The sequence below is a fragment of the Nocardioides sp. Z43_10 genome, assembly GCF_059766615.1.
Genome location: NZ_JCBAJY010000012.1, coordinates 33,916 through 58,478 on the forward strand (window position 1 = coordinate 33,916; position 24,563 = coordinate 58,478).

Genomic DNA, 24,563 nt, shown 5'->3' on the forward strand with positions numbered 1-24,563 from the left:
TCAGCCCTGCCCGCGCGAGGTGCCGAGCGTGCGGGCGACCTCGGCGCCGACGGCGGCCAGCGCCTGGTCGAGCTGGGTGGTGTCGGCGCCGCCGCCCTGGGCGACGTCGTCCTTGCCGCCGCCCTTGCCGCCGACGAAGGGGCCCACGGCCCGCACCAGCGCGTTGGCGCTGAGCCCGGCCCGGCGGCCCTCCTCGTTGACCGCGGCCACCACGGCGACCTTGCCGTCGTTGACCCCGAGCACCACCACGACGCCGGGACGTGCCGGAGCCAGCCGCCCGCGTACGTCGAGGGCCAGGGTGCGTACGTCGCCGCCGCCGGCGCCGTCGACGCGCTGCGCCACCACGGCTGCGCCCCCGACGTCGACGGCCGCGTCGGCGAGCGCGCCGGCCCCGGCCAGGACCTGGGCGACGCGGGCCTTCTCGAGCTCCTTCTCCGCCGTGCGCAGCCGCTCGACCATGTCGGCGACCCGGGCCACGACGTCGTCGGGCTGCGTCTTGAGCAGGCCGGTGAGCTGGCCGACCACGTCCCGCTCCTTGGCCAGGTAGGCGAAGCCCTCCAGCCCGGTCAGCGCCTCGACGCGCCGGTTGCCCGACCCGACGGACGACTCGGAGGTCACCACGATGGTGCCGACCTGCGAGGAGTGCTCGACGTGGGTGCCGCCGCACAGCTCGCGCGACCAGGGGCCGCCGATCTCCACGACGCGGACCTTCTGGTCGTCGTAGGTCTCCCCGAACAGGGCGAGCGCGCCCCACTCGCGGGCCTCGGCCAGCGTCATGTACTGGGCGGCCACCGGCAGGTCCGAGCGCAGCGCGGCGTTGGAGACGTGCTCCACGTCCGCGATCTGCTGGGCGCTGAGCCCGGAGGTCCAGCCGAAGTCGAGGCGCAGGTAGCCGGGACGGTTGTAGGAGCCGGACTGCAGGGCGGTCGGGCCGAGCACCTCGCGCAGGGCGGCGTGCACCACGTGCGTGCCGGAGTGCGCCTGCCGGGCGCCGGTGCGCCACTCGCGGTCGACCTGGGCGTGGACCTGGCCGGCGCCGGCCGAGCCGAGCGCGAGCTCGCCGTCGACGACGCGGACCTGGTGCACGACCAGCCCGCGCACGGGGCGCTGCACGTCGAGCACCTCGAGCCGGCCGCCGTCGAACTCGATGATGCCCGCGTCGGCGGCCTGGCCGCCGGACTCGGCGTAGAACGGCGTCCGGTCCAGGACCAGCTCACCGACCTCGCCGTTCGCCAGGCTGCTCACCGGCCGTCCCCCGCTGAGCAGCGCCAGCGGGGTGGACTCGGTCTCCAGGGTCTCGTAGGCCAGCCAGTCGGTGGGGCCGCTGGCGTCGAGGATGCCGCGGTAGACCGAGGTGTCGGCGTGCTGGCCCTTCTTCGACTTCGCGTCGGCCTTGGCCCGCTCGCGCTGCTCGCTCATCAGGCTGCGGAAGCCCGCCTCGTCCACGCTCAGCCCGGCCTCGGAGGCCATCTCCAGGGTGAGGTCGATCGGGAAGCCGTAGGTGTCGTGCAGCGCGAACGCCTTGGCGCCGGACAGGCTGGTCCCGCCGCCCTGCCGGACCTCGGCGGCCGCCTGGTCGAAGATCTGGGTGCCCGCCTGCAGCGTCTTGCGGAAGGCGTCCTCCTCGGCGTACGCGACCTGCGCGATGCGGTCCCAGCCGGTCTCCAGCTCGGGGTAGCCGAGCTTCATCCTCTCCATGCTGACCGGCATCAGCTCGGGCAGCGCGCGGTCCTCGTAGCCCAGCAGCCGCATCGAGCGTACGGCGCGGCGCAGCAGCCGGCGCAGCACGTAGCCGCGGGCCTCGTTGCCGGGGGTGACGCCGTCGCTGATCAGCATCATCGCGGAGCGGACGTGGTCGGCGACCACCCGGAAGCGGACGTCGTCGACCGGGTCGGCGCCGTAGCGGCGTCCCGACAGCTCCGCGGCCCGCTCGATCACCGGGAACATCTCGTCGATCTCGTACATGTTGTCCTTGCCCTGGAGCAGGTACGCGACCCGCTCCAGGCCGAGGCCGGTGTCGATGTTCTTCGCCGGCAGCGGGCCCTCGACGTCGAAGTCGTCCTTGGCGCGCACGGTGTGCAGGGACTCCTGCATGAAGACCAGGTTCCAGATCTCCAGGTAGCGGTCCTCGTCGACGATCGGCCCGCCCTCGCGGCCGTGCTCGGGACCGCGGTCGTAGTAGATCTCGCTGCAGGGCCCGCCCGGTCCCGGGACGCCCATGTTCCAGTAGTTGTCGAGCAGCCCGCGGCGCTGGATCCGCTCCAGTGGCAGCCCGGCGACGTTGCGCCAGATGTCGATGCTCTCGTCGTCGTTCTCCAGCACCGTGACCCAGATCCGCTCGGGGTCGAAGCCGTAGCCGCCCTCGCTCTGCGCACCGGTGATGAGCTGCCAGGCCAGCTCGATGGCGCCCTGCTTGAAGTAGTCGCCGAACGAGAAGTTGCCGCACATCTGGAAGAACGTGCCGTGCCGGGTGGTCTTGCCGACCTCCTCGATGTCGAGGGTCCGCACGCACTTCTGCACGCTCGTCGCGCGCTGGTAGGGAGCCGTCTCCTGGCCCAGGAAGTAGGGCTTGAACGGCACCATGCCGGCGTTGACGAACAGCAGCGTGGGGTCGTCGAGCAGCAGGGAGGCCGAGGGCACCACCTGGTGTCCGTTGCGCTCGAAGTGGGCAACGAACCGACGGCGGATCTCCGCGGTGTCCATCAGTGGATTTCCTTCTTGTGGCGGGGTGGGTTCAGGGAGGTGGGCGAGGGCTGCTCGGGGGCAGCCGGGGTGGTCGAGGAGGGGCCGAGGATCGCAGGGCCGCCGGTGACGAGTCCGAACCGATCGCGCAGCTCGTCCTCCTTCTCCACCTGGGCGGTGTGGACCTCCTCGCGGAACATCCGGGCGCCGACGGCGAGGGCACCGAGCCGGTCGCGCAGCCCGTCCACGCTCAGCGCCTCGGCGGCCCGACGGGCCCGGGTCAGGGCGTAGGCGCCGGCGCCGGCCCCGGCGGCGAACCACAGGGCGCGACTCATGCGATCCTCCGCTGCTCGGCGTGCAGGTCGCGGCGGGCCTGCTTGATCTCGGCGCGGCGCTGGCGGCGGGCGCGCTTGACCTCGCGGCCCATCTCGAAGCGGATCCGGTTGCGGGTCTCCGGCGCCAACGCCCGGCGCACGCCGTACAGCAGGCCGGCGGCCTTGACCGCCGACTCGCGCGCCACCAGGTCGGCGAACAGCCGACCGTCGATGCGCCCGCCGACGCTGACGCCGGCCGGCAGCGCGTCCTCGGGCCGCTGCTCGCCGAGGCGGGTGATCACGTACTCGCGGTCGTCGCTGGCCACCGGCTCGGGCGGGCCGGCCAGGCGCCGCTCGATGGCGGCGAGGGACTCACGCAGTGCCGCGGTCTCGGCGCGCGCGGCCTCGAGGTCGCGGCGGGTCCGGTTGCGCAGGCGCAGCAGGAGCCAGCCCAGCACCAGCGCGAGGACCGCTGGCACCGCCACCGCGAGCACGGCCAATAGCTCCATCACAGTGCCAGACCCTATCGCCCGCCGCTAGCGCCGGGACTTCACGCCCCGGACCAGACGTCGAACCCGCTCCCAGCGCTCCTTGATCCCCGCCTCTGCCCCCAGCGAGGTGGGCCGGTAGTACTGCGCGTCGAGGATCACGTCGGGGGCGTACTGCTGCTCGGCGATGCCGAACGGCTCGTCGTGGCTGTAGCGGTAGGTGGCCCCGTGGCCGAGCTTCTTGGCCCCCGAGTAGTGGGCGTCGCGCAGGTGGCTGGGCACCGGACCGATCTTCCCCGCCCGTACGTCGGCGCTCGCGGCGTCGATCGCGGTGATCACCGCGTTGGACTTGGGCGCCACGGCGAGGGCGATGGTGGCCTGGGCCAGGTTGAGCCGGGCCTCGGGCATCCCGATCAGCTGCACGGCCTGAGCGGCGGCCACGGCGGTGGTGAGCGCGGTGGGGTCGGCCAGGCCGATGTCCTCGCTGGCGAGGATGATCAGCCGCCGGGCGATGAATCGGGGGTCCTCGCCGGCCTCCATCATCCGGGCCAGGTAGTGCAGCGCGGCGTCGGCGTCGGAGCCGCGCACCGACTTGATGAAGGCGCTGGTCACGTCGTAGTGCTGGTCGCCCTGGCGGTCGTAGCGCACCGCGGCCTGGTCCACGGCCGTCTCGGCGGTGGCCAGGTCGACGACCGACGAGCCCTTCGAGCGGGCGGCGCCGGCGGCGGCCTCCAGATAGGTGAGCGAGCGGCGCGCGTCCCCGCCGGCCAGCCGGACGAGGTGCTCGCGGGCGTCCTCGTCGAGCTCCACCGCGCCGGCCAGCCCGCGCTCGTCGGCGAGCGCCTGGGCGATCACCGCCCGGATGTCGTCGTCGGTCAGCGACTGCAGACGCAGCAGCAGGCTGCGCGAGAGCAGCGGCGAGATCACCGAGAAGAACGGGTTCTCGGTGGTGGCCGCCACCAGCGTCACCCAGCGGTTCTCCACCCCGGGCAGCAGCGCGTCCTGCTGGGCCTTGCTGAAGCGGTGCACCTCGTCGACGAAGAGCACGGTCTCGCGTCCGCCGCGCACCAGCTCGGAGCGCGCCGCGTCGATGGCGGCGCGGACCTCCTTGACGCCGGCCGCGACCGCGGAGACCTCGACGAAGCGACGGTCGGTCTGCTGGCTGACGATCGAGGCGATCGTGGTCTTGCCGGTCCCCGGAGGGCCCCACAGCAGCAACGACATCGACTGGTCGCCTTCGATCAGCCGGCGCAGCGGGGAGCCGTCCGCGCGCAGCTGCGCCTGCCCGACGAGCTCGTCGAGGGTGCGCGGACGCATCCGCACCGCCAGCGGCGCCGAGGCGTGGGTGTTGCCGGCAAGGGCACCGCCCCCGCCCGCTGCCGGGGTGCGGGCACCGCCCTGCGACACCTCGAACAGACCCTCCACGCCGTCAGCCTAGGCGACCCGCCGGCCGGCACCGTGCGCCGGGCTCAGCGCGACTCGAGCCCGGCCCGGCGTTGCCGCCGGACCGGGCTCGAGCTGGGGCGTGGCTCAGCGTCGCGACGCGGAGGCGACCATCGCCTCTTCGGCGAAGTGGCACGCGGACGGGTGCGACCCGCCCAGGTCGGGGCGCGCGATGAGCTGCGGCTCCTCCTGGGAGCAGATCTCCTTGGCCATCCAGCAGCGGGTGTGGAACCGGCAGCCCGTGGGCGGGTTCGCCGGCGAGGGCACGTCGCCGGAGAGCCGGATCTGCTGGCGCGTCCCGCGCAGGGCCGGGTCGGGCACCGGCACGGCCGAGAGCAGGGCCTGGGTGTAGGGGTGCGTGGGCCGCTCGTAGATCTCGTCCTCGGTGCCCAGCTCGGCGATCTTGCCCAGGTACATCACCGCGACCCGGTCGGAGATGTGGCGCACCACCGACAGGTCGTGGGCGATGAACACGTAGGCGAGCCCCAGCTCGCGCTTGAGGTTCTCCATCACGTTGATGACCTGCGCCTGCACCGAGACGTCGAGCGCGGAGACCGGCTCGTCGCAGATCAGCACCTTGGGGTTCAGGGCGATGCCGCGGGCGATGCCGATGCGCTGACGCTGGCCGCCGGAGAACTGGTGCGGGTAGCGGGTGATGTGCTCGGGGCTGAGCCCGACCATCTCCATCAGCTCCTGCACCCGGGCCTTGCGCCCGGCCTTCGGGGTCACGTCCGGGTGGATGTCCAGCGGCTCCCCGATGATGTCGCCGACGGTCATCCGCGGGTTCAGCGAGGTGTAGGGGTCCTGGAACACGATCTGGATGTCGCGGCGCAACCGGCGCATCTCGCGCCGGCTCTGGGAGTACATGTCGACGCCGTTGAACTCCAAGGTGCCCTCGGTGGGCTCCTCCAGGCGCATCAGCAGCCGCCCCAGCGTGGACTTGCCACAGCCGGACTCGCCGACGACCCCGAGGGTCTCCCCCGCGCGCAGCTCGAAGTCGACGCCGTCGACGGCCTTGACGTGGCCGACGGTACGGCGCAGCAGGCCGTCCTTGAGCGGGTAGTGCTTCTTGAGCCCGACGGCTCTGAGGATCACCTCAGACATCGAGAACCTCCTCGGCGAAGTGGCAGCGGCTGCGCCTGCCGGGCACCACCTCGCGCAGCGCGGGGTGCTCGACGCGGCAGACGTCCTGGGCGCGGTGGCAGCGGGGGTGGAAGGGGCAGCCGCTCGGCATCGCGAGCAGGTTCGGCGGGAGGCCCTTGATCGCGAAGAGCTCCTTGCCCTTCTGGTCCAGGCGCGGGATGGAGGCGATCAGCCCCTCGGTGTAGGGGTGACCGGGGTTCGCGTAGAGCGGCCCGACGTCGGCGCGCTCCATGATCTGCCCGGCGTACATCACCGAGATGCGGTCGGCCACGTCGGCCACGACGCCCAGGTCGTGGGTGATCAGCATGAGCCCCATCCGGCGCTCCTCGCGCAGCTCCTGCAGCAGCGCCATGATCTGCGCCTGGACGGTGACGTCCAGGGCGGTGGTCGGCTCGTCGGCGATCAGCACCGCCGGGTCGAGCGCGATCGCCATCGCGATCATGATCCGCTGGCGCATGCCGCCGGAGAACTGGTGCGGGTAGGCCTTCACCCGCTCCTTGGCGGCCGGGATCTGCACCCGCTCCATCAGCCGGACGGCCCGCTCCAGGGAGTCGGACTTGTTCATGCCCTCGTGGACGCGGAACATCTCCGCGATCTGCCAGCCCACCGGGAAGACGGGGTTCAGCGCGGAGAGCGCGTCCTGGAAGATCATCGAGATCTCCGGGCCGCGCACCCGGCGCCGGTCCTTGTCGCTCATCTTCAGCAGGTCCTGGCCGCGGTAGCGGATCTTGCCGCGGGGGATGTGGGCCGGGGGCATGTCGAGGATGCCCATGATGGCCTGCGCCGTCACGGACTTGCCCGAGCCCGACTCACCGAGCACGGCGAGGGTCTCGCCCTCCTGGAGGTACAGGTCCACGCCGTTGATCGCGCGGGCCACCCCCTCGCGGGTGTGGAACTCCACGTGGAGGTCCTCGACCTCCAGCAGCGAGCCCTCGTAGGACCCGTTGGACTTGGAGGGACGTCCCATGGTTTCGGCTGTCATCGAATCACTTTCCGGTTCACCGCGACTTGGGGTCGAACGCGTCTCGCACCGCGTCGCCGAGCATGATGAACCCGAGGACGGCGAGGCTGAGGAACATGGCGGGGAACAGCAGGACGTGCGGCGCGGAGCGCATCGCGTTGGTCGCCTCGGAGATCATCACGCCCCAGGAGACGGTGGGCGGCTCCAGGCCGATGCCCAGGAAGGACAGCGCGGCCTCGGCCGAGATGAAGACCCCGAGGTTGATCGTCGAGACCACGATGACCGGCCCCAGCGCGTTGGGCAGGATGTGCGAGGTGATGATCCGCAGCGGCGAGGCACCCAGGGCGCGGGCGGCCTGGACGTAGTCGTTGGGCTTGACCTGCAGCACCGACGAGCGCATCAGCCGGAAGAGGCTCGGCCAGCCGAGGACCACCAGCACCAGCACCACCTGGAAGACGATGGTGAAGTAGCCGGCGTCGTCGGTGCGCAGCGTCGAGAGCAGGATGATCGCGCCGAGCAGCAGCGGGATCGCGAAGAAGATCTCGGCGAACCGGCTGATCAGCGCGTCGATCCAGCCGCCGTTGTAGCCGCCGACGAGGCCGAAGAACGAGCCCAGCACCGCGGTGCCGATGGTCGCGAACAGGCCGACCAGGATCGAGGCGCGGGCGCCGTAGATGCAGCGGGCGTAGATGTCGTAGCCCTGGGTGTCGCGCCCGAACCAGGCGTCACCGCTCGGGGTGGCGCGGGCCTCGGACAGGATGAACTCGCGGGGACCGGTGTTGGTGAACAGCGAGGGCCAGATGGCCATCACCACGAACACGGCGATGATGCTCGCCGAGATCCAGAACATCGGCTTGCGACGCAGCTCGCCCCAGGCCTGTCCCCGCAGGGACTGGCCGCCGGCGGTGCTGCGGGCCGCGGGGGCCTCGTCGGGGCCCCCCACGAGCGGGCCGGCGTGGCCGCCCGTCGCGAGAGTCTCGTTGATGTCAGTCATGGCTGATCCTCGGGTCGAGTACGCCGTACAGCAGGTCCACGATGAGGTTGGCGAGCAGGTAGATCAGCACCAGCGCCGTGACCGCACCGACGACGGCGATCCCGTCGCGCTGGTGGATGCCCTGGAAGATGTAGTTGCCGACACCGGGGATGTTGAAGATGCCCTCGGTGATGATCGCGCCACCGAGCAGGGCGCCGAAGTCGTAGCCCAGGAAGGTGACGACCGGGATCATCGAGTTGCGCAGCGCGTGGACGCCGACCACCCGGCCCCGGCTCAGGCCCTTGGCGGTGGCGGTACGGATGTAGTCGGACTTCATGTTGTCCGCGAGGTTCGTGCGCATCAACCGGGCCAGGTAGGCCAGCGACGTCGAGGCCAGCACGAAGGCCGGGAGGAACAGGTCGTAGAACGTGGCGTCCATGGAGACGGTGACCGGGAACCAGCCCGCGCGCACGCCGAGGTAGAGCTGGGCGACGCGGCCGATCACGAACACCGGGATCGAGATCACGAACAGCGTGCTGACCAGCACCAGCCCGTCCACGAACCCGCCTTTTCGCAACCCTGCGAGGACGCCGGCCAGGACTCCGATCACGGCCTCGATCACGAGGGCCATGGCGCCGAGCTTGGCGGTGACCGCGAAGCGCTCGGAGAGCTCCTCGCTGACCGGGTTGCCGTAGCGGTTCTCGCCGAAGTCGCCCTGGACGACGTTGCCGAGGTACTTCACGTACTGGACGACCAGCGGGTCGTCGAGGTTGTACTTCTCACGGAACTGCGCGACGTAGGCATCCGAACAGGGTCGTTCGCCGCACTTGCCGGCCGTGGGGTCGCCCGGCATGGCGAACACCATCGCGTAGATGAGGAACGTCGCACCGAGAACGACCGGGATCATCTGCAAGAGCCGGCGGGCGATGTAGTTGCCCATCTTGCCTCCGTCGTTTCGATCTCGTCACAAAGCGCGCGGCCAAGCCGCGCGCGGTCGGGGGGAATTGTTGCATCAGCGGAACAATGTCCCACTGACCGGGGGTGTGCTGGCCGCTTACCGCGACCAGCACACCCCCGTATCAATGCTGGGTCAACCCAGTGTCATTGCTGGATCGACCCAGTGTCATTGCTGGATCGACCCAGTGTCACTTGAGGGTGACGTTGGCGTAGTCCGGGACACCGAACGAGTTGACGGCAACCTCGTTCACGCTGTCCGACCAGCCCACGTTGGCCGTGGAGTACCACAGCGGGATGACGCGCATGTCCTCGGCCAGGCGAAGCTCGGCCTCCTGGTACTTGGCGTTGGCCTCGTCCAGGGACTCGGCGGCAGCGCCCTCCTTGGTCAGGCGGTTGAAGTCGGCGTCGTCGAAGTCGTAGTAGTTCGACGCCGCGCCCTTGGCGTACAGCGGCACGAGGAAGTTCTCGATGGACGGGTAGTCCATCTGCCAGCCCGAGCGGAACATGCCCTTGGTCTTGCGCTCGTCCAGGTCGGTGAGGAAGGTCGCGAAGTCGACCGTCTTCTTGACCGTGCACTCGACGCCCAGCGCCCCCTTGATGGAGTTGCAGGCAGCCTCGGCCCAGGGGCCGTGGTCCGCGTCGCCGTTGACCGTGATGGTCAGCGCGTCGCCCTTGTAGCCACCGGCGGCCTCGAGGGTCTCCTTGGCCTTCTCCGGGTCGTAGACACAGGCGTCGCCGCACTGGTCGGCCTTGTAGCCGTCGACGACGGGCGAGACCCAGCCGGTGGCGGGCTCACGCGAGCCGGCGAAGATCTGGTCGATGATCTCCTGGCGGTTGATCGCCATCGAGATGGCCTTGCGGACCTCGGGGTTCGCCAGGTTCTTGTCCACGTCGGGGTTGATGCCGAGCAGCTGGATCACGCCGACCTCACGGGTGGTGCCGCGGTCGGAGAGGTCCTGCAGCCACTGGTCGCCGGTGAGGACGTCGGTGGGGATCTCGTTGGTGATGTCCAGCTCGCCGCTGACGACCTCGTTGTAGGCCGCGTTGGAGTCGGTGTAGATCCGGAACGTGATCTGGTCGACCTTGCCGGCGAAGTCACCGGAGTACTCCGGGTTCTTGCTCACCACGATCTGCTGGTTCTTGTCCCAGGTGTCGACCTTGTAGGGGCCGGCGCCGACGGGAGCCTCACCGAAGGCCTCGGGGTCCTCGAAGAAGGACTCCGGAAGCGGGGCGAAGGCGGTGTAGCCCAGACGCACGGGGAGGTTCGAGACCTTCTCGGTGGTCTTGATCGTGAAGGTCTTGTCGTCGACGACCTTGAGGCCCGAGAGCTCCTTGGCGGCCGGCTCCTTCTTGCACTCCTCGTCGGCGCACTGCATGTCCGCGTAGCCCTCGAAGGGCTCGAAGAAGTAGTTGGCCTGGTAGCCGTTGGGGCCGTACGCGGCGTAGTTCCACGCGTCGACGAAGCTGGCCGCCGTGACGGGGGTCCCGTCGGAGAAGTTGTAGTCGTCCTTGATGGTGACCGTGAACGTCTGGTTGTCGTCGGTCTCGATGGACTCGGCGATGTCCATCTCCGGCTCGGCGTTCTCCACGTTGTAGTGGACGAGCTTGGAGGTGGTCACGTCGAGGACGTCACCACCGCAGGTCTCGGCCGTGTTCTGCGGGACGAGCGGGTTCTCCGGGTTGCATCCGCGAACGACGATCTCACCGCCCGAGCCCCCGTTGCTGCCCTCGGCATTGTTCTTGTCGTCGTCGTCGCCCGATCCACAAGCCGACGCAACGAGCGTCAAGGCAGAGACGGCGACGACAGCCATGGAGCGGGAAACGCGTCGCATGTATGTCCTCCTTCTGATGGCAAATCACGTGCTCGATGTCCGAGCGCTGGACCGGACTCTATGTGCCCGGGCGTGCCGGATCGATCACTCGCGCGTAACGATCCGGACACGGGTGCGGGTATCGGGGTTTGGCCGATCAGCCCTCGGACGGGTTTTCCTGCGCCGGCTTGGCATCCACACCGGCTTCTTTGCGCTGTGCGGGCGTGATCGGCGCAGGAGCCGACGTCAGGGGATCGTAGCCTCCTCCGGACTTGGGGAAGGCGATCACGTCGCGGATCGAGTCCGCCCCCGCGAGGATCGCGGCGATGCGGTCCATCCCGATCGCGATGCCGCCGTGCGGCGGGGCGCCGTACTTGAGCGCGTCGAGCAGGAACCCGAACTTCTCGTCCGCCTCCTCGTCGGTGATCCCCATCACCGCGAAGACCCGCTTCTGCACGTCCTCGCGGTGGATCCGGATCGAGCCGCCCCCGAGCTCGCTGCCGTTGCAGACGATGTCGTAGGCGTAGGCCAGCGCGGAGCCGGGGTCGCGGTCGAAGGTGTCGAGGAACTCCGGCTTGGGGCTGGTGAACGCGTGGTGGACGGCCGTCCACGACCCTGCGCCGACGGCCACGTCGCCGCTGGCCACGGCCTCCGAGCTCGGCTCGAACAGCGGCGCGTCCACGACCCAGGTGAAGGCGAACGCGCTCTCGTCGATCAGCCCGCCGCGGCGGCCGATCTCCAGGCGCGCGGCGCCGAGCAGGGCACGGCTGGACTTGGTGGCGCCGGCGGCGAAGAAGATGCAGTCGCCGGGCGCGGCGCCGACGTGCGCGGCCAGGCCAGCCTTCTCCTCGTCGGTGATGTTCTTGGCCACCGGGCCGGTCAGCGAGCCGTCCTCCTGGACCAGCACGTAGGCCAGGCCCTTGGCGCCGCGCTGCTTGGCCCACTCCTGCCAGGCGTCGAGCTTCTTGCGCGGCTGGCTGGCGCCGCCGGGCATCACCACCGCGCCGACGTACTCGGCGTTGGCCGGGGAGAACACCCGGAACGGGGTGTCCTTGAAGTACTCGGTGCACTCGACGAGCTCCAGGCCCATCCGCAGGTCGGGCTTGTCGGAGCCGAAGCGCGCCATCGCGTCGGCGTAGGTCATCCGCGGGATCGGCCGCGGGATCTCGACGTCGATGAGCCGCCACATCGAGGCCAGGATCTCCTCCATCAGCTCGATGACGTCGTCCTGCTCGATGAAGCTCATCTCGATGTCGAGCTGGGTGAACTCGGGCTGCCGGTCGGCGCGGAAGTCCTCGTCGCGGTAGCAGCGCGCGATCTGGTAGTAGCGCTCCATGCCGGCCACCATCAGCAGCTGCTTGAACAGCTGCGGGCTCTGCGGCAGCGCGTACCAGCTGCCCGGGTGCAGTCGGGCCGGCACCAGGAAGTCGCGGGCGCCCTCGGGGGTGGAGCGGGTCAGCGTGGGCGTCTCGATCTCGACGAACTCGTGACCCTCGAGGACGTCGCGCGCGGCCTTGTTGATCTTGCTGCGCAGGCGCAGGGCGTGGTTGGGCCCGCTGCGGCGCAGGTCGAGGTAGCGGTGCTTGAGGCGCACCTCCTCCCCCACGTCGACGTGGTCGTCGATCGGGAACGGCAGCGGGGCGGAGGTGCTGAGCACCTCGACTCCCCCGTCCGCGTCCGCGATGACCTCGATCTCGCCGCTGGGCAGGTTGGGGTTGGCGTTGCCCTCGGGGCGCAGCGAGACCGTGCCGGTGATCTTCAGGCAGTACTCGTTGCGCAGGCTGTGCGCGACGGCCTCGTCACGCACCACCACCTGGACCACGCCGCTGGCCTCGCGCAGGTCGAGGAACGCGACGCCACCGTGATCGCGCCTGCGGCCCACCCACCCGGCGAGGGTGACGGTCTGGCCGACGTGCTCGGCGCGCAGGGCGCCGGCGTCATGGGTGCGGATCACGAGAATTGCTCCTTGGTGGGGGTCGGTACTGCGGCGTCAGGGGTGTCCGGGGTGTCTGCGCTCGGCGCGGGGGCCGAGCCGGGGGCCACCAGGTCGCGCAGGGTCGCGACGAGGTCGTCGAGGGCGACGCTGCGCTGCTCGCCGGTGTCCATCTCCTTGAGCTGGGCGGTGCCCTGCTCGAGGTCGCGCTCGCCGAGTACGACGACGTAGGCCGCCCCCGACTTGTCCGCGGCCTTCATCGCGCCCTTGAGCCCGCGCCCGCCGAACGCCTGGTCGGTGCGGACGCCGGCGCGGCGCAGCTCGGTGGCGAGCAGAGCGGCCCGGCCGCGGGCGGCGCCCAGCGGTACGACGTACGCGTCGAGGGCGCGAGCCGGGCCGACCGCGAGTCCCTCGGCCTGGCAGGCGAGGAAGGTGCGGTCGAGGCCCAGCCCGAAGCCGATCCCGGACAGCTCCTGGCCACCGAGCTCGGCCATCAGGCCGTCGTAGCGACCGCCGCCGCCGATCCCGGACTGGGCGCCGAGGCCGTCGTGGACGAACTCGAAGGTGGTGCGGGTGTAGTAGTCGAGGCCGCGGACCAGCCGCGGGCTCAGCGTGTACGGCGTGCCGGCGGCGTCGAGCAGCGCGCGCACCTCGCCGAAGTGCTCGGCGCAGTCCGCGCACAGGTGGTCGAGCATCAGCGGCGCCTCGCCGAGCTGGGCCTGCACCTCGGGGCGCTTGTCGTCGAGGACGCGCAGCGGGTTCAGCACCGAGCGCTCCCGGGTCGCCTCGTCGAGGTCGAGCCCAGCGAGGAAGGCGGTGAGCCGCTCGCGGTAGCCGGGCCGGCACTCGCGGCAGCCCAGCGAGGTCAGCTCGGTGCGGTAGCCGGTCAGCCCCAGGGATCGGTAGCCGTCGTCGGCGATCGCGATGACCTCGGCGTCCAGGGCCGGGTCGTCGGAGCCGATCGCCTCGATGCCGAGCTGCTGGAGCTGGCGGTAGCGGCCGTGCTGGGGGCGCTCGGCGCGGAAGAACTGCCCGGCGTACCAGAGCTTCACCGGCAACTGGCCGCGGTCCAGGCTGTGCTCGATGACGCTGCGCATCACCCCGGCGGTGCCCTCGGGGCGCAGGGTCAGCGAGCGGCCGCCGCGGTCGGTGAAGGTGTACATCTCCTTGGAGACCACGTCGGTGGACTCCCCCACCCCGCGCACGTAGAGCGCGGTGTCCTCGAAGACCGGCAGCTCGATGTAGCCGTAGCCGGCGTTGATGGCCGGCGCGGACAGCGCCGCCTGGATCGCCAGCCAGGCCGCCGAGGCGGGGGGAAGGTATTCGGGCACGCCCTTGGGTGCCGCGAGCTTGGGCAACATGTGATTCACAGACCTCGGGTGACTCGGCCTGCGGACCCGGTCTCGCCGGGGGACTCGATGAGCTCACGCAGGAAGGGGTTGGTGGCGCGCTCGCGACCGATCGACGTCTGCTCGCCGTGCCCGGGCAGCACCACGATGTCGTCGGACAACGGCAGCACCTTGTCGGTCAGGCTGCGCAGCATCGTGGGATGGTCCCCGCCGGGCAGGTCGGTGCGCCCGATCGAGCCGGCGAAGAGCAGGTCGCCGGAGAACATCAGCTCGGAGATCTCCGGCTGGCCCGCCGCCGCGCCGTACGGCGTGCGGAAGGTGACCGACCCCTCGGTGTGGCCGGGGGTGTGGTCCACGACGAAGGTCAGCCCGGCGATCTCCAGGCTCTGGGCGTCGCCGAGCTCGCGGACGTCGTCGGGCTCGGCCCAGGTGTAGTCGCCGCCCAGGAGCATCTGGGTGCTCTCGCGCGACATGCCGGCCATCGGGTCGGTGAGCAGGTGCCGGTCGCGGGGGTGGATCCACGCGGTGGCGTCGTAGGTGCCGGCCACCGGGGCCACCGACCACATGTGGTCGATGTGTCCGTGGGTGACCAGGACGGAGACCGGCTTGAGCCGGTGCTCGCGCACCACCTCCGCGACGCCGGCGGCGGAGTCCTTGCCGGGGTCGATGACGACGCACTCGTTGCCCGCCCCGGTCGCGACGACGTAGCAGTTCGTCCCCCAGGGACCGGCAGGAAACCCAGCGATCAGCACCCAGGCAGACTACCGAGCGCGACAACGTTCCGTCGCATCGGTTCTGGGCACCGGACAGGGCGAGGGCGGGCACGTTGCGCGGTCGATCGCTAGCATGGGCGCCTGCCACCGTTCGGCCGAGTGAAGAGGATTACCAGTGACGGGTCAAGAGTGGGGTCGAGTCGCCGAGGATGGCACGGTCTACGTGCGCACCTCCGATGGCGAGCGCTCCGTGGGGCAGTACCCCGAAGGCACCCCTGAGGAAGCACTGAAGTTCTTCACCGAGCGGTACGCCGCGCTCGCCTTCGAGGTGGAGCTGCTGGAGAAGCGGATCGTCTCGGGGGTGATGACGCCGGAGGAGGCCACCGAGTCGGTGACGAAGGTGCGCGCCCAGGTCACCGGGGCCAACGCCGTCGGCGACCTCGAGGGGCTCGCCACCCGCCTGGACGCGCTCGGGGAGGTGATCGAGGCCCAGCGCGAGGCGCGGAAGGCGGAGAAGGCCGAGAAGCTCGCCGCGTCGCGGGTCGAGAAGGAGCGCATCGTCGCGCAGGCCGAGAAGCTGGCCGCCGGCAACGACTGGCGCAACGGCGCCAACCGGCTGCGCGAGCTGCTCGAGGAGTGGAAGGCGCTGCCCCGCCTCGACCGCCCCTCCGACGACACCCTGTGGCGGCGCTTCTCCACCGCCCGCACCGCCTACACCCGCCGGCGCAAGTCGCACTTCGCCGAGCAGCACGAGAAGCGCGACGCGGCCAAGGCGATCAAGGAGCGGCTCGCGACCGAGGCGGAGGCCCTGGCCACGTCCACCGAGTGGGGTCCGACCGCCGGCCGGTTCCGTGACCTGATGCGCGACTGGAAGGCCGCCGGGCCGGCCCAGCGCGAGATCGACGACGCCCTGTGGAAGCGGTTCCGCGGCGCCCAGGACGCCTTCTTCGGTGCCCGCGACGCCTCCAACGCCGAGCTGGACCGCGAGTTCGCGGCCAACGCCGAGGTCAAGGAGAAGCTCCTGATCGAGGCCGAGGCGCTGCTCCCGGTGGGCGACGTCGAGGCCGCCAAGCGCTCCTTCCGCGACCTGGCGGACCGCTGGGACGCCGCCGGCAAGGTCCCCCGCGACCGGATCAAGGACCTCGAGGCCCGGATGCGCAAGGTCGAGCAGGCGATCCGCACCGTCGAGGACGAGCAGTGGAAGCGCTCGAACCCGGAGAAGTCCGCCCGCGCCGACGACATGGTCACCAAGCTGGAGAAGGCGATCGCCGACGTCGAGACCCAGCTCGACTCCGCCCGCGCCGGCGGCGACGCGAAGAAGATCAAGGACCTCGAGGAGAACCTCGCCTCGCGCCAGGCCTTCCTGGACATGGCCCGCAAGGCCGCCGAGGAGTTCAGCGGCTGAGTTTGTGGGCGGGCGCGGCGCGGCGCGCGGCGCCCGGCGGGTGGCGCGCGGCGCTCGGCGCTCGGCGGATGGCGCGGCGCCCGGCGCTCGGCGGATGGCGCGGCGCCCGGCGCTCGCCGTACTGGGCACGTGAAACCCGCACTTCCCACGTGTTGCAACGTGTGGGAAGTGCGGGTTTCACGAGTTAACTCGTGAACGCCACACCCGGCGCTACCACTCAAGCCACTTGCGCCCCACACAAAGCGCCCGACTCACCCCGGCCGAACTGACCACACGAAACCCCCACTTCCCACGTGTTGCAACGTGTGGGAAGTGCGGGTTTCACGAGTTAACTCGTGAATCCCGCGGCGAGCGCCACACTTACTGCGTCACCCGGTACGCGTCGAACACCCCCGGCACCGTGCGCACGGCGCGCAGCACCGAGTCGAGGTGCTTGGCGTCGGCCATCTCAAAGGTGAAGCGGCTCTTGGCGACGCGGTCGCGGGTGGTGCTCAGCTGGGCACTGAGGATGTTCACGTGGACGTCCGAGAGCGCCATCGTGATGTCGGAGAGCAGCCGGGCCCGGTCGAGCGCCTCGACCTGGATGTTGACCAGGAACGTCGAGAGCGCGGTGGGTGCCCACTCCACGTCGAGGAGTCGCTCGGGCTGGTTGGTGAGCGCGGTGGCGTTGGTGCAGTCGCGACGGTGCACCGAGACTCCCCCGCCCTTGGTGACGAAGCCCAGGATCGGGTCCGGCGGCACCGGGGTGCAGCACTTAGCCAGCTTGACCCACACGTCGGCGACGCCCTTGACGATGACGCCGGTGTCGCCGGGCGTGGTCGCCTTGGACCGCGACCGGCGGTGGGTGATGTTGATGCCCTCGGCCAGGTCCTCCGCGGCACCGGCGGGCCCGCCGTGCACCTCGAGCACGTGGCGTACGACGGCCTGGGCGCTGAGGTTGCCCTCCCCCACCGCGGCGTAGAGCGCGGTCACGTCGGCGAGCTTGTAGTGGGCCGCCGCCGCCGAGAGCGTCTCGTGCGAGAGCAGCCGCTTGAGGGGCAGCCCCTCCTTGCGCATCAGCCGGGCGATCTGGTCCTTGCCGCGCTCGATGGCCTCGTCGCGGCGCTCCTTGGTGAACCACTGCCGGATCTTGGAGCGGGCCCGCGGCGACTTCACGAACGTCAGCCAGTCGCGCGAGGGCGCGGCGCTGTCGGACTTGGAGGTGAAGACCTCGACCACGTCGCCGTTCTCGAGCGTGGACTCCAGCGGGACCAGGCGGCCGTTGACCCGGGCGCCGATGGTGCGGTGCCCGACCTCGGTGTGTACGGCGTAGGCGAAGTCGACCGGTGTGGCGCCGACGGGCAGCGCGATCACGTCGCCGCGCGGGGTGAAGACGTAGACCTCGGCGCGGTTGATCTCGAAGCGCAGCGACTCCAGGAACTCGCCCGGATCCTCGACCTCGCTCTGCCAGTCCAGGAGCTGGCGCACCCAGGTCATGTCGTCGACGTCGCCGCGGCGCTCGGTGTCGACGCCGGCGCGCCCGTTCTCCTTGTACTTCCAGTGCGCAGCGACGCCGTACTCGGCGCGGCGGTGCATCGCGAAGGTACGGATCTGCAGCTCGACGGGCTTGCCCTGCGGACCGATCACGGTCGTGTGCAGCGACTGGTACATGTTGAACTTGGGCAGCGCGATGTAGTCCTTGAACCGGCCGAGGACCGGGTTCCACCGGGCGTGCAGGACGCCGAGCGCGGAGTAGCAGTCGCGGTCCTCCTCGACCAGGATCCGGATCCCGACCAGGTCGTAGATGTCGGTGAACTCGCGTCCGCCGACGATCATCTTCTGGTAGATCGAGTAGTAGTGCTTGGGCCGCCCGGTGACACGGGCCTTGACCCGGGCCTCCTTGAGATCGGCCTCCACCTGGGCGATCACCTCGGCCAGGAACTGATCACGCGAGGGCGCCCGCTCGGCGACCATCCGGACGATCTCGTCGTAGATCTTCGGGTGCAGGGTCGCGAACGCGAGGTCCTCGAGCTCCCACTTGAGGGTGTTCATGCCGAGGCGGTGGGCCAGCGGCGCATAGATGTCGAGCGTCTCGCGGGCCTTGCGCTCCTGCGTCTCCTGCTTGACGTAGCGCAGCGTGCGCATGTTGTGCAGGCGGTCGGCGAGCTTGATCACCAGCACCCGGATGTCGCGCGACATCGCGACGATCATCTTGCGGATCGTCTCGGCCTGGGCGGAGTCGCCGTACTTGACCTTGTCGAGCTTGGTCACGCCGTCGACCAGGCGGGCGACCTCGTCGCCGAACTCCTCGCGCAGCTGGTCGAGCGTGTACGGCGTGTCCTCGACCGTGTCGTGCAGAAGCGCGGCCACCAGCGTCGGCTCGGTCATCCCGATGTCGGCGAGGATGGTGGTCACCGCGAGCGGGTGGGTGATGTAGGGGTCGCCGCTCTTGCGCGTCTGCGTCCCGTGCATCTTCTCCGCGACCAGGTAGGCGCGCTCGAGCAGCGCCAGGTCGGCCTTGGGGTGGTTCGCGCGCACGGAGCGGAAGAGCGGCTCCAGGACCGGGTTGCCGCTCTGGGCCCGCGTGCCGATGCGGGCCAGCCGGGCTCGCATGCTGCGCGTCGACGTGCCGGCCGGCTGGGGCGCACGTTCGCGCAACGGCGGAACGTCGCGATCCTCGGTCATTGGCACAGTCTAGGGCTCGGCCGCAGCGGGAGTCGAAAGTGTGGTGCGCGCTCGCTCAGACGGCCGTCACGACCCTCAGGTCGGTGTCGCCCAGGGCGTCACGACCGGAGAGGAACGTGAGCTCCAGCAGCACCGCGATGGCGTGGACCTCGCCGCCGCAGGCCCGCACGAGGTCCTGAGTGGCGGCGAGGGTGCCGCCGGTGGCGAGCACGTCGTCGACGAGCAGCACGCGCTCGCCGGGGGCGATCGCGTCACGGTGCAGCTCCAGGGTGGCCTGGCCGTACTCGAGGTCGTAGGAGACCGCGTGCGTCTCGCGCGGCAGCTTGCCGACCTTGCGCACCGGCACGAACCCGACGCCGAGGGCGAGCGCGACCGGGGCGCCGAGGATGAAGCCGCGCGCCTCCATGCCGAGCACCTTGTCGACGACCGGGCGGCCCTGCTCGTCGCGCCCGGCCTCGGCCAGCGCCTCGATCACGGTGGCGAACGCCGTGTGGTCGGCGAGCAGCGGAGTGATGTCCTTGAACATGACGCCCGGCTTGGGGAAGTCGGGGACGTCGGGCACGAAGCGCGACATGGCGTCGCCGGCGCGCAGCAGCACGTCGCTGGGGCTCACGGAGAGCTCACGACTCCTTGCGGAGGTTGGGTCCCTCGTCGGGGCGCTCGGCGGAGGCGTCCGGGTGCTCCACCTCGGCCGGGGCCTCGAACGCGTCGTCGGCGACGGGCTCGCTCAGCACGTTGGCGATGGCCCCGCGGGCCACCTCGAGCACGGTGCCCGGAGCGACCTCGATGTGCAGCCGGTCGGCGGCCTCGGTGCTCTGCACGGTCCCGAAGATGCCGGAGGAGAGCATCACGCGGTCGCCGGCGGCGAGCCCGCTCTGCATCTGGCTGAGCTGCTTCTGACGACGCGAGGCGGGACGGATCATCAGCAGCCAGAAGATCACCGCGATGGCGATGATGGGCAGGAACTCCACGACAGGGGGCCTTTCGGATGTACAACGGGTGAGCACGGAGGGCGGCGACGCCACGCTCCGATGAGCCAGTCTAGTCCGGCAGCCCGGCCACGGCCGCACCCCCGCGATGTCCGCGCCGCCGCTCCCGGCGGCGGCCGCGGCCGACTCACTCGTCGAAGAGGGGCTCGTCTCCGGCCGGGTACGCCGACGGCGGCGCGGTCAGCCCGAGGTGCTGCCAGGCGGCCGGGGTGGCCACCCGCCCGCGCGGGGTGCGGGCCAGGAAGCCCATCCGGACCAGGAACGGCTCGGCGACCTCCTCGACGGTCTCGCGCTCCTCGCCGACGGCCACGGCCAGCGTGGAGACGCCGACCGGTCCACCGCCGAAGCGGCGGCACAGCACGTCGATCACCCCCCGGTCGAGCCGGTCCAGGCCGCACTGGTCCACCTCGTAGAGATCCAGCGCGGCGTGGGCGATCGGCAGGCTGACCACCCCGTCGGCGCGGACCTGCGCGTAGTCGCGCACCCGGCGCAGCAGCCGGTTGGCGATCCGCGGGGTGCCCCGGGAACGCGACGCGATCTCGGCGGAGCCCTCGTCGGTCAGCTCCACCCCGAGCAGGCCGGCGGAGCGGCGCACGATCAGGTCGAGCTCGGCGGGCTCGTAGAACTCCAGGTGGGCGGTGAAGCCGAACCGGTCGCGCAGGGGGCCGGGCAGCAGGCCGGCGCGGGTGGTGGCGCCGACCAGCGTGAACGGCGGGATCTCGATCGGGATGGCGGTGGCGCCGGGGCCCTTGCCGATGACGACGTCGACGCGGAAGTCCTCCATCGCCATGTAGAGCATCTCCTCGGCCGGGCGCGACATCCGGTGGATCTCGTCGACGAAGAGGACGTCGCCCTCGTTCATGCCCGACAGGATCGCGGCGAGGTCGCCGGCGTGGGTGATCGCCGGGCCGCTGGTCAGGCGCAGCGGCGTGCTCATCTCGGCGGCGATGATCATCGCCAGCGTGGTCTTGCCCAGTCCCGGCGGCCCGGAGAGCAGCACGTGGTCGGGCGCGCGCCCACGCTGGCGGGCCGCCTCCAGGACCAGCCCGAGCTGCTCGCGCACGCGGGTCTGGCCGACCACCTCGTCGAGGCTGCGTGGGCGCAGCGCGGCCTCGACGGCGCGCTCGTCGCCCTCTGCCTCGGCGGCCGTCAGCGAGCGCAGGTGCGCCTGCTCGGCGGCGGCCAGCTCGTCGACGTCCTCGTCGGAGTAGTCCATCTCAGGCCTTGCTCAGCGTGCGCAGCGCGGCGCGCAGCAGGGCGCCGACGTCCGGGGCGTCGCCGGCGTCAGGGGCGACCGACTCGACGGCCTTGTCGGCCTCCTTGGCCGACCAGCCCAGTCCGACCAGGCCCTGGTGGACCTGCTCGCGCCAGGCGGCGGCCGGGGCCGCGGCGCCGGGGCGGGCTCCGGAGCCGGTGGGCGGGCCGATGCGGTCCTTGAGCTCGAGGATGATCCGCTGGGCGCCCTTCTGGCCCACCCCGGGGACCCGGGTGAGCGTCTTGACGTCCTCGGCGGCCACCGCGCGGCGCAGATCGTCGGGGCTGAGCACGGCGATCATCGCCTGGGCGAGCTTGGGACCGACGCCGGAGGCGGTCTGCACCAGCTCGAAGACGGCCTTCTCGTCGGAGTCGAGGAAACCGAACAGCGTCAGGGAGTCCTCGCGCACCACCATGCTGGTGGGCAGCGTCGCCTGCTGGCCGGGGCGCAGGGTGGCCAGCGTGCCGGGCGTGCACATCAGCTCGAGGCCGACGCCGCCGACCTCCACCACGGCGCTGCTCAGCGTGACGGCGGCGACCTCGCCGCGCACGAACGCGATCATCTCTTCCTCCCTGCCGCAGCCACGGCTGCGTCGATGCGGGCCTGGGCGCCTCCGCGCCAGATGTGGGTGATCGCCAGCGCCAGCGCGTCGGCGGCGTCGGCGGGCTTGGGTGGCGCGGAGAGCCGCAGGATCCGGGTCACCATCGCACCGACCTGCGCCTTGTCGGCGCGTCCACTGCCGGACACCGCCGCCTTGACCTCGCTGGGGGTGTGCAACGCGACCGGCAGGCCCCTGCGGGCCGCGCAGACCATCGCGATGCCGCTGGCCTGGGCAGTGCCCATCACGGTGCTGACGTCGGAGCGGGCGAAGACCCGCTCGATGGCGACCGCGTCGGGCTGGAACTCGTCGAGCCAGGCGTCGACGCCGTTCAGGATCGTCACCAGCCGGATGGGCACCGGCTCCGAGGCCGAGGTGCGCAGCACGTTGACGTCGATCATCGTCAACGGCCGACCGACCTCTCCGTCGACGACTCCCATCCCGCAGCGGGTGAGTCCGGGATCGATCCCGAGGACACGCATCAAGCCAGCCTTCCGTCCGAACACCTGTTCGGAGGAACGCTATCGCGGGCCCCCCGCCGTACGGCGCAGGACACGCGGGGCGTCAGTCCTCCTCGAGCTCGGCCATCACCTCGTCGGAGACCGAGTGGTTGGCGAACAGGTTCTGCACGTCGTCGAGGTCCTCCAGGACGTCGACCAGGCGGAACATCTTCGCCGCCGCGTCCTTGTCGAGCTCGACCTGCAGGTCGGGCACGAACGAGGCGTCGGCGGAGTCGTAGTCGATGCCGGCGGCCTGCAGGGCGGTGCGCACCGCGACCAGGTCGGTGGCCTCGGAGATCACCTCGAAGGCGTCACCCAGGTCGTTGATGGTGTCGGCGCCGGCGTCCAGGGTGGCCTCGAGGAGGTCGTCCTCGGTGACGGTCTTGCCGTCCTGCTCGGCGGGCACCACCACGACGCCCTTGCGGTGGAAGAGGAACGACACCGACCCCGGGTCGGCCAGCGAGCCGCCGTTGCGGGTCATCGCGGTGCGGACCTCCATCGCGGCGCGGTTCTTGTTGTCGGTGAGGCACTCGATGAGCATCGCGACGCCGCTGGGCCCGTAGCCCTCGTACATGATCGTGGAGTAGTCCGCGCCACCCGCCTCGGCGCCCGAGCCGCGCTTGACCGCGCGGTCGATGTTGTCGTTGGGGACCGACGACTTCTTGGCCTTCTGGATGGCGTCGTAGAGGGTCGGGTTGCCGGAGGGGTCACCGCCGCCCATCCGGGCCGCGACCTCGATGTTCTTGATCAGCTTGGCGAACATCTTGCCGCGCTTGGCGTCGACGACGGCCTTCTTGTGCTTGGTCGTCGCCCATTTGGAGTGGCCAGACATGGGTCCCTCTTCTACTCGGACTGCGTGCGCGGACGTCGCGCCTTGCTGCGGATGCGCGGCGACACCGTCGACGGCCCCTGTCGGGCCTCGTCGATCCTACCTGGGGTGGCGCCGCTCACGGGCGGGGCTGCCAGCGCACCGCGATCTCCAGGACGCCGTCGCGCAGGCGCGAGGCGAGCCCGTGGTTGCGCAGGCACGCGGTGACCGGGCCGAGCAGGGCGTCGCCCTCGACGGCCAGGTGGCCGGTGGGATGGCGCAGCTCGCCGCACAGGACGGGCTCGTCGACGGCGCGCCACACGTCGAGGACCCCGAAGCGCAGGAGCCCGCGCAGCGTCGCCCCGGTGGCGACGATCCGCTCGGCCTCCGCGCGGGCCTCGGCCACCCCGGCGCCCACCAGCACCCGGACCCGGTGCTGCTCGCACTCGGCGAGCGCTGCCTTCAGCCGGTCGTGGCCGGTCGGCGCGGTCCAGCCGGCAGCGTCGGCGGCCAGGGCACGGCGTTCGGCCGCGATCCAGGCCCGGGCCAGCACCGAGGCCTCCAGGTGCGGCAGCGCCGCGTCGACGACCGCGACCACGTCGGCCAGCAGCTCCTCGGACGACAGCAGGCCCGAGCGGACCTGGAGCCGGACGTGCTCGCGCAGCTCCTGCTCGGTGCGGTCCTGCTGGGAGCTCACCGGCGCCCCTCAGGCATCGGGGGCGGCGTCGTGGGCGAGCGACTGCTGGCGCACCACCCAGATCCGCTGAGCCACGGTGATCGTGCTGGCGAAGGCCAGCGCCCACAGCGCGACGTACATCAGCACCGGGAGGTCGAAGATCGCGCCCAGGCCGGTCATCACCAGGATCGTGACCAGCCGGTCGGCGCGCTCGGCGATGCCGACCTTGGCCTGGAAGCCCAGGGACTCGGCCCGGGCCCGGGCGTAGGAGGTGACCGACCCCATCGCCAGGCAGATCAGCGAGAGCCACAGGTACAGGCGCGAGTCACCGGGGCCGGCGAAGTAGAGCGCCAGCCCGCCGAAGATCGAGGCGTCCCCGATCCGGTCCAACGTCGAGTCCAGGAACGCGCCGAACTTGCTGGAGCGTCCCGACATCCGCGCCATCGTGCCGTCGAGCAGGTCGCTGAAGACGAAGGCGGTGATCACCAGCACGCCGGTGAGCAGCATGCCGCGCGGGAAGAAGGCCAGGGCGCCGGCGCAGACACCGAGGGTGCCCACCAGCGTGACGGCATCGGGACTGACACCCAGCCTGGTCAGCAGGCGGGCGATGGGCGTGATGACCTTCGTCCAGAAGGCGCGGAATCTGTCCAACATGGCGGGAGCAGGCTAGCCGGTCGTCGGCGGTGTGGGGCGATGGGGCGTACGGTCGACACACGAAGCCACCCAGGCTTCCTCTCCAGGAGGCCTCATGAGCGACAAGTCGCCCCGTCAGGGCATGTCCAAGAAGTCCAGCAAGTCCCTCAAGGAGAAGCGCTCCGACAAGCGCGACAAGGCCGAGAGCGCCAGCGCCATGGAGAAGGCGGCACTCAAGGGCAAGAAGTAGCCCTCAGCCCGGCTCCCG

The 24,563-nt window shown here is 71.0% G+C and carries 23 protein-coding genes; 2 read left to right on the forward strand and 21 right to left on the reverse strand.

Annotation, left to right across the window (positions count from 1 at the left end):
- From alaS to AC6EI4_RS18180, 12 genes are all read right to left on the reverse strand, one after another.
- Complete coding sequence (gene alaS / locus AC6EI4_RS18125) at positions 1 to 2,703, reverse strand: alanine--tRNA ligase (RefSeq protein ID WP_498452314.1); 2,703 nt, start codon at positions 2,701 to 2,703, stop codon at positions 1 to 3.
- Positions 2,703 to 3,017: a DUF6167 family protein gene (locus tag AC6EI4_RS18130; protein ID WP_498425157.1), complete on the reverse strand. Its 315-nt coding sequence runs from the start codon at positions 3,015 to 3,017 to the stop codon at positions 2,703 to 2,705. Before AC6EI4_RS18130 ends, alaS begins: the two co-directional genes overlap by 1 nt.
- On the reverse strand, positions 3,014 to 3,505 hold the full coding sequence (locus AC6EI4_RS18135; protein WP_498452315.1) for a hypothetical protein: 492 nt from the start codon (positions 3,503 to 3,505) through the stop codon (positions 3,014 to 3,016). The genes AC6EI4_RS18130 and AC6EI4_RS18135 overlap by 4 nt, the downstream gene beginning before the upstream one ends.
- 27 nt (positions 3,506 to 3,532) lie before the next feature.
- A complete protein-coding gene (locus AC6EI4_RS18140) occupies positions 3,533 to 4,909 on the reverse strand; it encodes a replication-associated recombination protein A (RefSeq protein WP_498425155.1) in 1,377 nt (458 codons plus the stop codon).
- Between the two features lie 105 nt (positions 4,910 to 5,014).
- On the reverse strand, positions 5,015 to 6,031 hold the full coding sequence (locus tag AC6EI4_RS18145) for an ABC transporter ATP-binding protein (protein WP_498425154.1): 1,017 nt from the start codon (positions 6,029 to 6,031) through the stop codon (positions 5,015 to 5,017).
- The gene (locus tag AC6EI4_RS18150; protein WP_498425153.1) at positions 6,024 to 7,052 is read right to left on the reverse strand and encodes an ABC transporter ATP-binding protein; all 1,029 of its coding nucleotides are present in this window, start codon (positions 7,050 to 7,052) and stop codon (positions 6,024 to 6,026) included. The genes AC6EI4_RS18145 and AC6EI4_RS18150 overlap by 8 nt, the downstream gene beginning before the upstream one ends.
- 16 nt (positions 7,053 to 7,068) lie before the next feature.
- Positions 7,069 to 8,025, reverse strand: a complete 957-nt coding sequence (locus tag AC6EI4_RS18155) for an ABC transporter permease (RefSeq protein WP_498425152.1) — start codon at positions 8,023 to 8,025, stop codon at positions 7,069 to 7,071.
- Complete coding sequence (locus AC6EI4_RS18160) at positions 8,018 to 8,944, reverse strand: ABC transporter permease (RefSeq protein ID WP_498425151.1); 927 nt, start codon at positions 8,942 to 8,944, stop codon at positions 8,018 to 8,020. Before AC6EI4_RS18160 ends, AC6EI4_RS18155 begins: the two co-directional genes overlap by 8 nt.
- Before the next feature lie 205 nt (positions 8,945 to 9,149).
- Complete coding sequence (locus AC6EI4_RS18165) at positions 9,150 to 10,793, reverse strand: peptide ABC transporter substrate-binding protein (protein WP_498452316.1); 1,644 nt, start codon at positions 10,791 to 10,793, stop codon at positions 9,150 to 9,152.
- A gap of 136 nt (positions 10,794 to 10,929) precedes the next feature.
- Entirely contained in the window at positions 10,930 to 12,726 is a 1,797-nt protein-coding gene (gene aspS / locus AC6EI4_RS18170; protein ID WP_498452317.1) for an aspartate--tRNA ligase, read from the reverse strand.
- Positions 12,723 to 14,066 carry a histidine--tRNA ligase gene (gene hisS / locus AC6EI4_RS18175; protein WP_498452318.1) on the reverse strand — a complete coding sequence of 448 codons (1,344 nt, stop codon included), beginning with the start codon at positions 14,064 to 14,066 and terminating at the stop codon, positions 12,723 to 12,725. The genes aspS and hisS overlap by 4 nt, the downstream gene beginning before the upstream one ends.
- Before the next feature lie 5 nt (positions 14,067 to 14,071).
- Positions 14,072 to 14,806 (reverse strand): MBL fold metallo-hydrolase, encoded by a 735-nt coding sequence (locus tag AC6EI4_RS18180; RefSeq protein WP_498425147.1) that lies wholly within the window; start codon positions 14,804 to 14,806, stop codon positions 14,072 to 14,074.
- A 184-nt stretch (positions 14,807 to 14,990) separates the two neighbouring features.
- Between AC6EI4_RS18180 and AC6EI4_RS18185 the strand changes: the two genes are divergently transcribed.
- On the forward strand, positions 14,991 to 16,172 hold the full coding sequence (locus tag AC6EI4_RS18185) for a DUF349 domain-containing protein (RefSeq protein ID WP_498452319.1): 1,182 nt from the start codon (positions 14,991 to 14,993) through the stop codon (positions 16,170 to 16,172).
- 360 nt (positions 16,173 to 16,532) lie between these two features.
- Here the strand turns inward: AC6EI4_RS18185 and AC6EI4_RS18190 are convergent, their stop codons facing one another.
- The 9 genes from AC6EI4_RS18190 to pgsA form a co-directional block, all read right to left on the reverse strand.
- Entirely contained in the window at positions 16,533 to 18,764 is a 2,232-nt protein-coding gene (locus AC6EI4_RS18190) for a RelA/SpoT family protein (RefSeq protein ID WP_498452348.1), read from the reverse strand.
- A gap of 127 nt (positions 18,765 to 18,891) precedes the next feature.
- Positions 18,892 to 19,410 (reverse strand): adenine phosphoribosyltransferase, encoded by a 519-nt coding sequence (locus AC6EI4_RS18195; protein WP_498452349.1) that lies wholly within the window; start codon positions 19,408 to 19,410, stop codon positions 18,892 to 18,894.
- Between the two features lie 46 nt (positions 19,411 to 19,456).
- Positions 19,457 to 19,807 (reverse strand): preprotein translocase subunit YajC, encoded by a 351-nt coding sequence (gene yajC, locus AC6EI4_RS18200; RefSeq protein ID WP_498452320.1) that lies wholly within the window; start codon positions 19,805 to 19,807, stop codon positions 19,457 to 19,459.
- Positions 19,808 to 19,952: 145 nt separating this feature from the next.
- A complete protein-coding gene (ruvB, locus tag AC6EI4_RS18205; protein WP_498425144.1) occupies positions 19,953 to 21,041 on the reverse strand; it encodes a Holliday junction branch migration DNA helicase RuvB in 1,089 nt (362 codons plus the stop codon).
- Position 21,042: 1 nt separating this feature from the next.
- On the reverse strand, positions 21,043 to 21,642 hold the full coding sequence (gene ruvA / locus AC6EI4_RS18210; RefSeq protein ID WP_498425143.1) for a Holliday junction branch migration protein RuvA: 600 nt from the start codon (positions 21,640 to 21,642) through the stop codon (positions 21,043 to 21,045).
- Complete coding sequence (ruvC, locus tag AC6EI4_RS18215) at positions 21,639 to 22,160, reverse strand: crossover junction endodeoxyribonuclease RuvC (RefSeq protein ID WP_498425142.1); 522 nt, start codon at positions 22,158 to 22,160, stop codon at positions 21,639 to 21,641. Before ruvC ends, ruvA begins: the two co-directional genes overlap by 4 nt.
- 82 nt (positions 22,161 to 22,242) lie before the next feature.
- A complete protein-coding gene (locus AC6EI4_RS18220) occupies positions 22,243 to 23,010 on the reverse strand; it encodes a YebC/PmpR family DNA-binding transcriptional regulator (protein WP_498425141.1) in 768 nt (255 codons plus the stop codon).
- Positions 23,011 to 23,125: 115 nt separating this feature from the next.
- On the reverse strand, positions 23,126 to 23,683 hold the full coding sequence (locus AC6EI4_RS18225) for a DUF6891 domain-containing protein (RefSeq protein ID WP_498452321.1): 558 nt from the start codon (positions 23,681 to 23,683) through the stop codon (positions 23,126 to 23,128).
- Positions 23,684 to 23,692: 9 nt separating this feature from the next.
- Positions 23,693 to 24,316, reverse strand: a complete 624-nt coding sequence (gene pgsA / locus AC6EI4_RS18230) for a phosphatidylinositol phosphate synthase (protein WP_498452322.1) — start codon at positions 24,314 to 24,316, stop codon at positions 23,693 to 23,695.
- 94 nt (positions 24,317 to 24,410) lie between these two features.
- Between pgsA and AC6EI4_RS18235 the strand changes: the two genes are divergently transcribed.
- Positions 24,411 to 24,545: a hypothetical protein gene (locus tag AC6EI4_RS18235; RefSeq protein WP_498425138.1), complete on the forward strand. Its 135-nt coding sequence runs from the start codon at positions 24,411 to 24,413 to the stop codon at positions 24,543 to 24,545.
- Positions 24,546 to 24,563 lie beyond the last annotated feature (18 nt).

Coding starts and splice junctions, on each gene's coding strand:
- alaS (WP_498452314.1), bottom strand. CDS start 2,703: ATGGACACCGCGGAGATCCGCCGTCGGTTCGTTGCCCACTTCGAGCGC.
- AC6EI4_RS18130 (WP_498425157.1), bottom strand. CDS start 3,017: ATGAGTCGCGCCCTGTGGTTCGCCGCCGGGGCCGGCGCCGGCGCCTAC.
- AC6EI4_RS18135 (WP_498452315.1), bottom strand. CDS start 3,505: ATGGAGCTATTGGCCGTGCTCGCGGTGGCGGTGCCAGCGGTCCTCGCG.
- AC6EI4_RS18145 (WP_498425154.1), bottom strand. CDS start 6,031: ATGTCTGAGGTGATCCTCAGAGCCGTCGGGCTCAAGAAGCACTACCCG.
- AC6EI4_RS18150 (WP_498425153.1), bottom strand. CDS start 7,052: ATGACAGCCGAAACCATGGGACGTCCCTCCAAGTCCAACGGGTCCTAC.
- AC6EI4_RS18155 (WP_498425152.1), bottom strand. CDS start 8,025: ATGACTGACATCAACGAGACTCTCGCGACGGGCGGCCACGCCGGCCCG.
- AC6EI4_RS18160 (WP_498425151.1), bottom strand. CDS start 8,944: ATGGGCAACTACATCGCCCGCCGGCTCTTGCAGATGATCCCGGTCGTT.
- AC6EI4_RS18165 (WP_498452316.1), bottom strand. CDS start 10,793: ATGCGACGCGTTTCCCGCTCCATGGCTGTCGTCGCCGTCTCTGCCTTG.
- hisS (WP_498452318.1), bottom strand. CDS start 14,066: ATGTTGCCCAAGCTCGCGGCACCCAAGGGCGTGCCCGAATACCTTCCC.
- AC6EI4_RS18190 (WP_498452348.1), bottom strand. CDS start 18,764: ATGCGAGCCCGGCTGGCCCGCATCGGCACGCGGGCCCAGAGCGGCAAC.
- AC6EI4_RS18195 (WP_498452349.1), bottom strand. CDS start 19,410: ATGTCGCGCTTCGTGCCCGACGTCCCCGACTTCCCCAAGCCGGGCGTC.
- ruvB (WP_498425144.1), bottom strand. CDS start 21,041: ATGGACTACTCCGACGAGGACGTCGACGAGCTGGCCGCCGCCGAGCAG.
- ruvA (WP_498425143.1), bottom strand. CDS start 21,642: ATGATCGCGTTCGTGCGCGGCGAGGTCGCCGCCGTCACGCTGAGCAGC.
- ruvC (WP_498425142.1), bottom strand. CDS start 22,160: ATGCGTGTCCTCGGGATCGATCCCGGACTCACCCGCTGCGGGATGGGA.
- AC6EI4_RS18220 (WP_498425141.1), bottom strand. CDS start 23,010: ATGTCTGGCCACTCCAAATGGGCGACGACCAAGCACAAGAAGGCCGTC.
- pgsA (WP_498452322.1), bottom strand. CDS start 24,316: ATGTTGGACAGATTCCGCGCCTTCTGGACGAAGGTCATCACGCCCATC.
- AC6EI4_RS18235 (WP_498425138.1), top strand. CDS start 24,411: ATGAGCGACAAGTCGCCCCGTCAGGGCATGTCCAAGAAGTCCAGCAAG.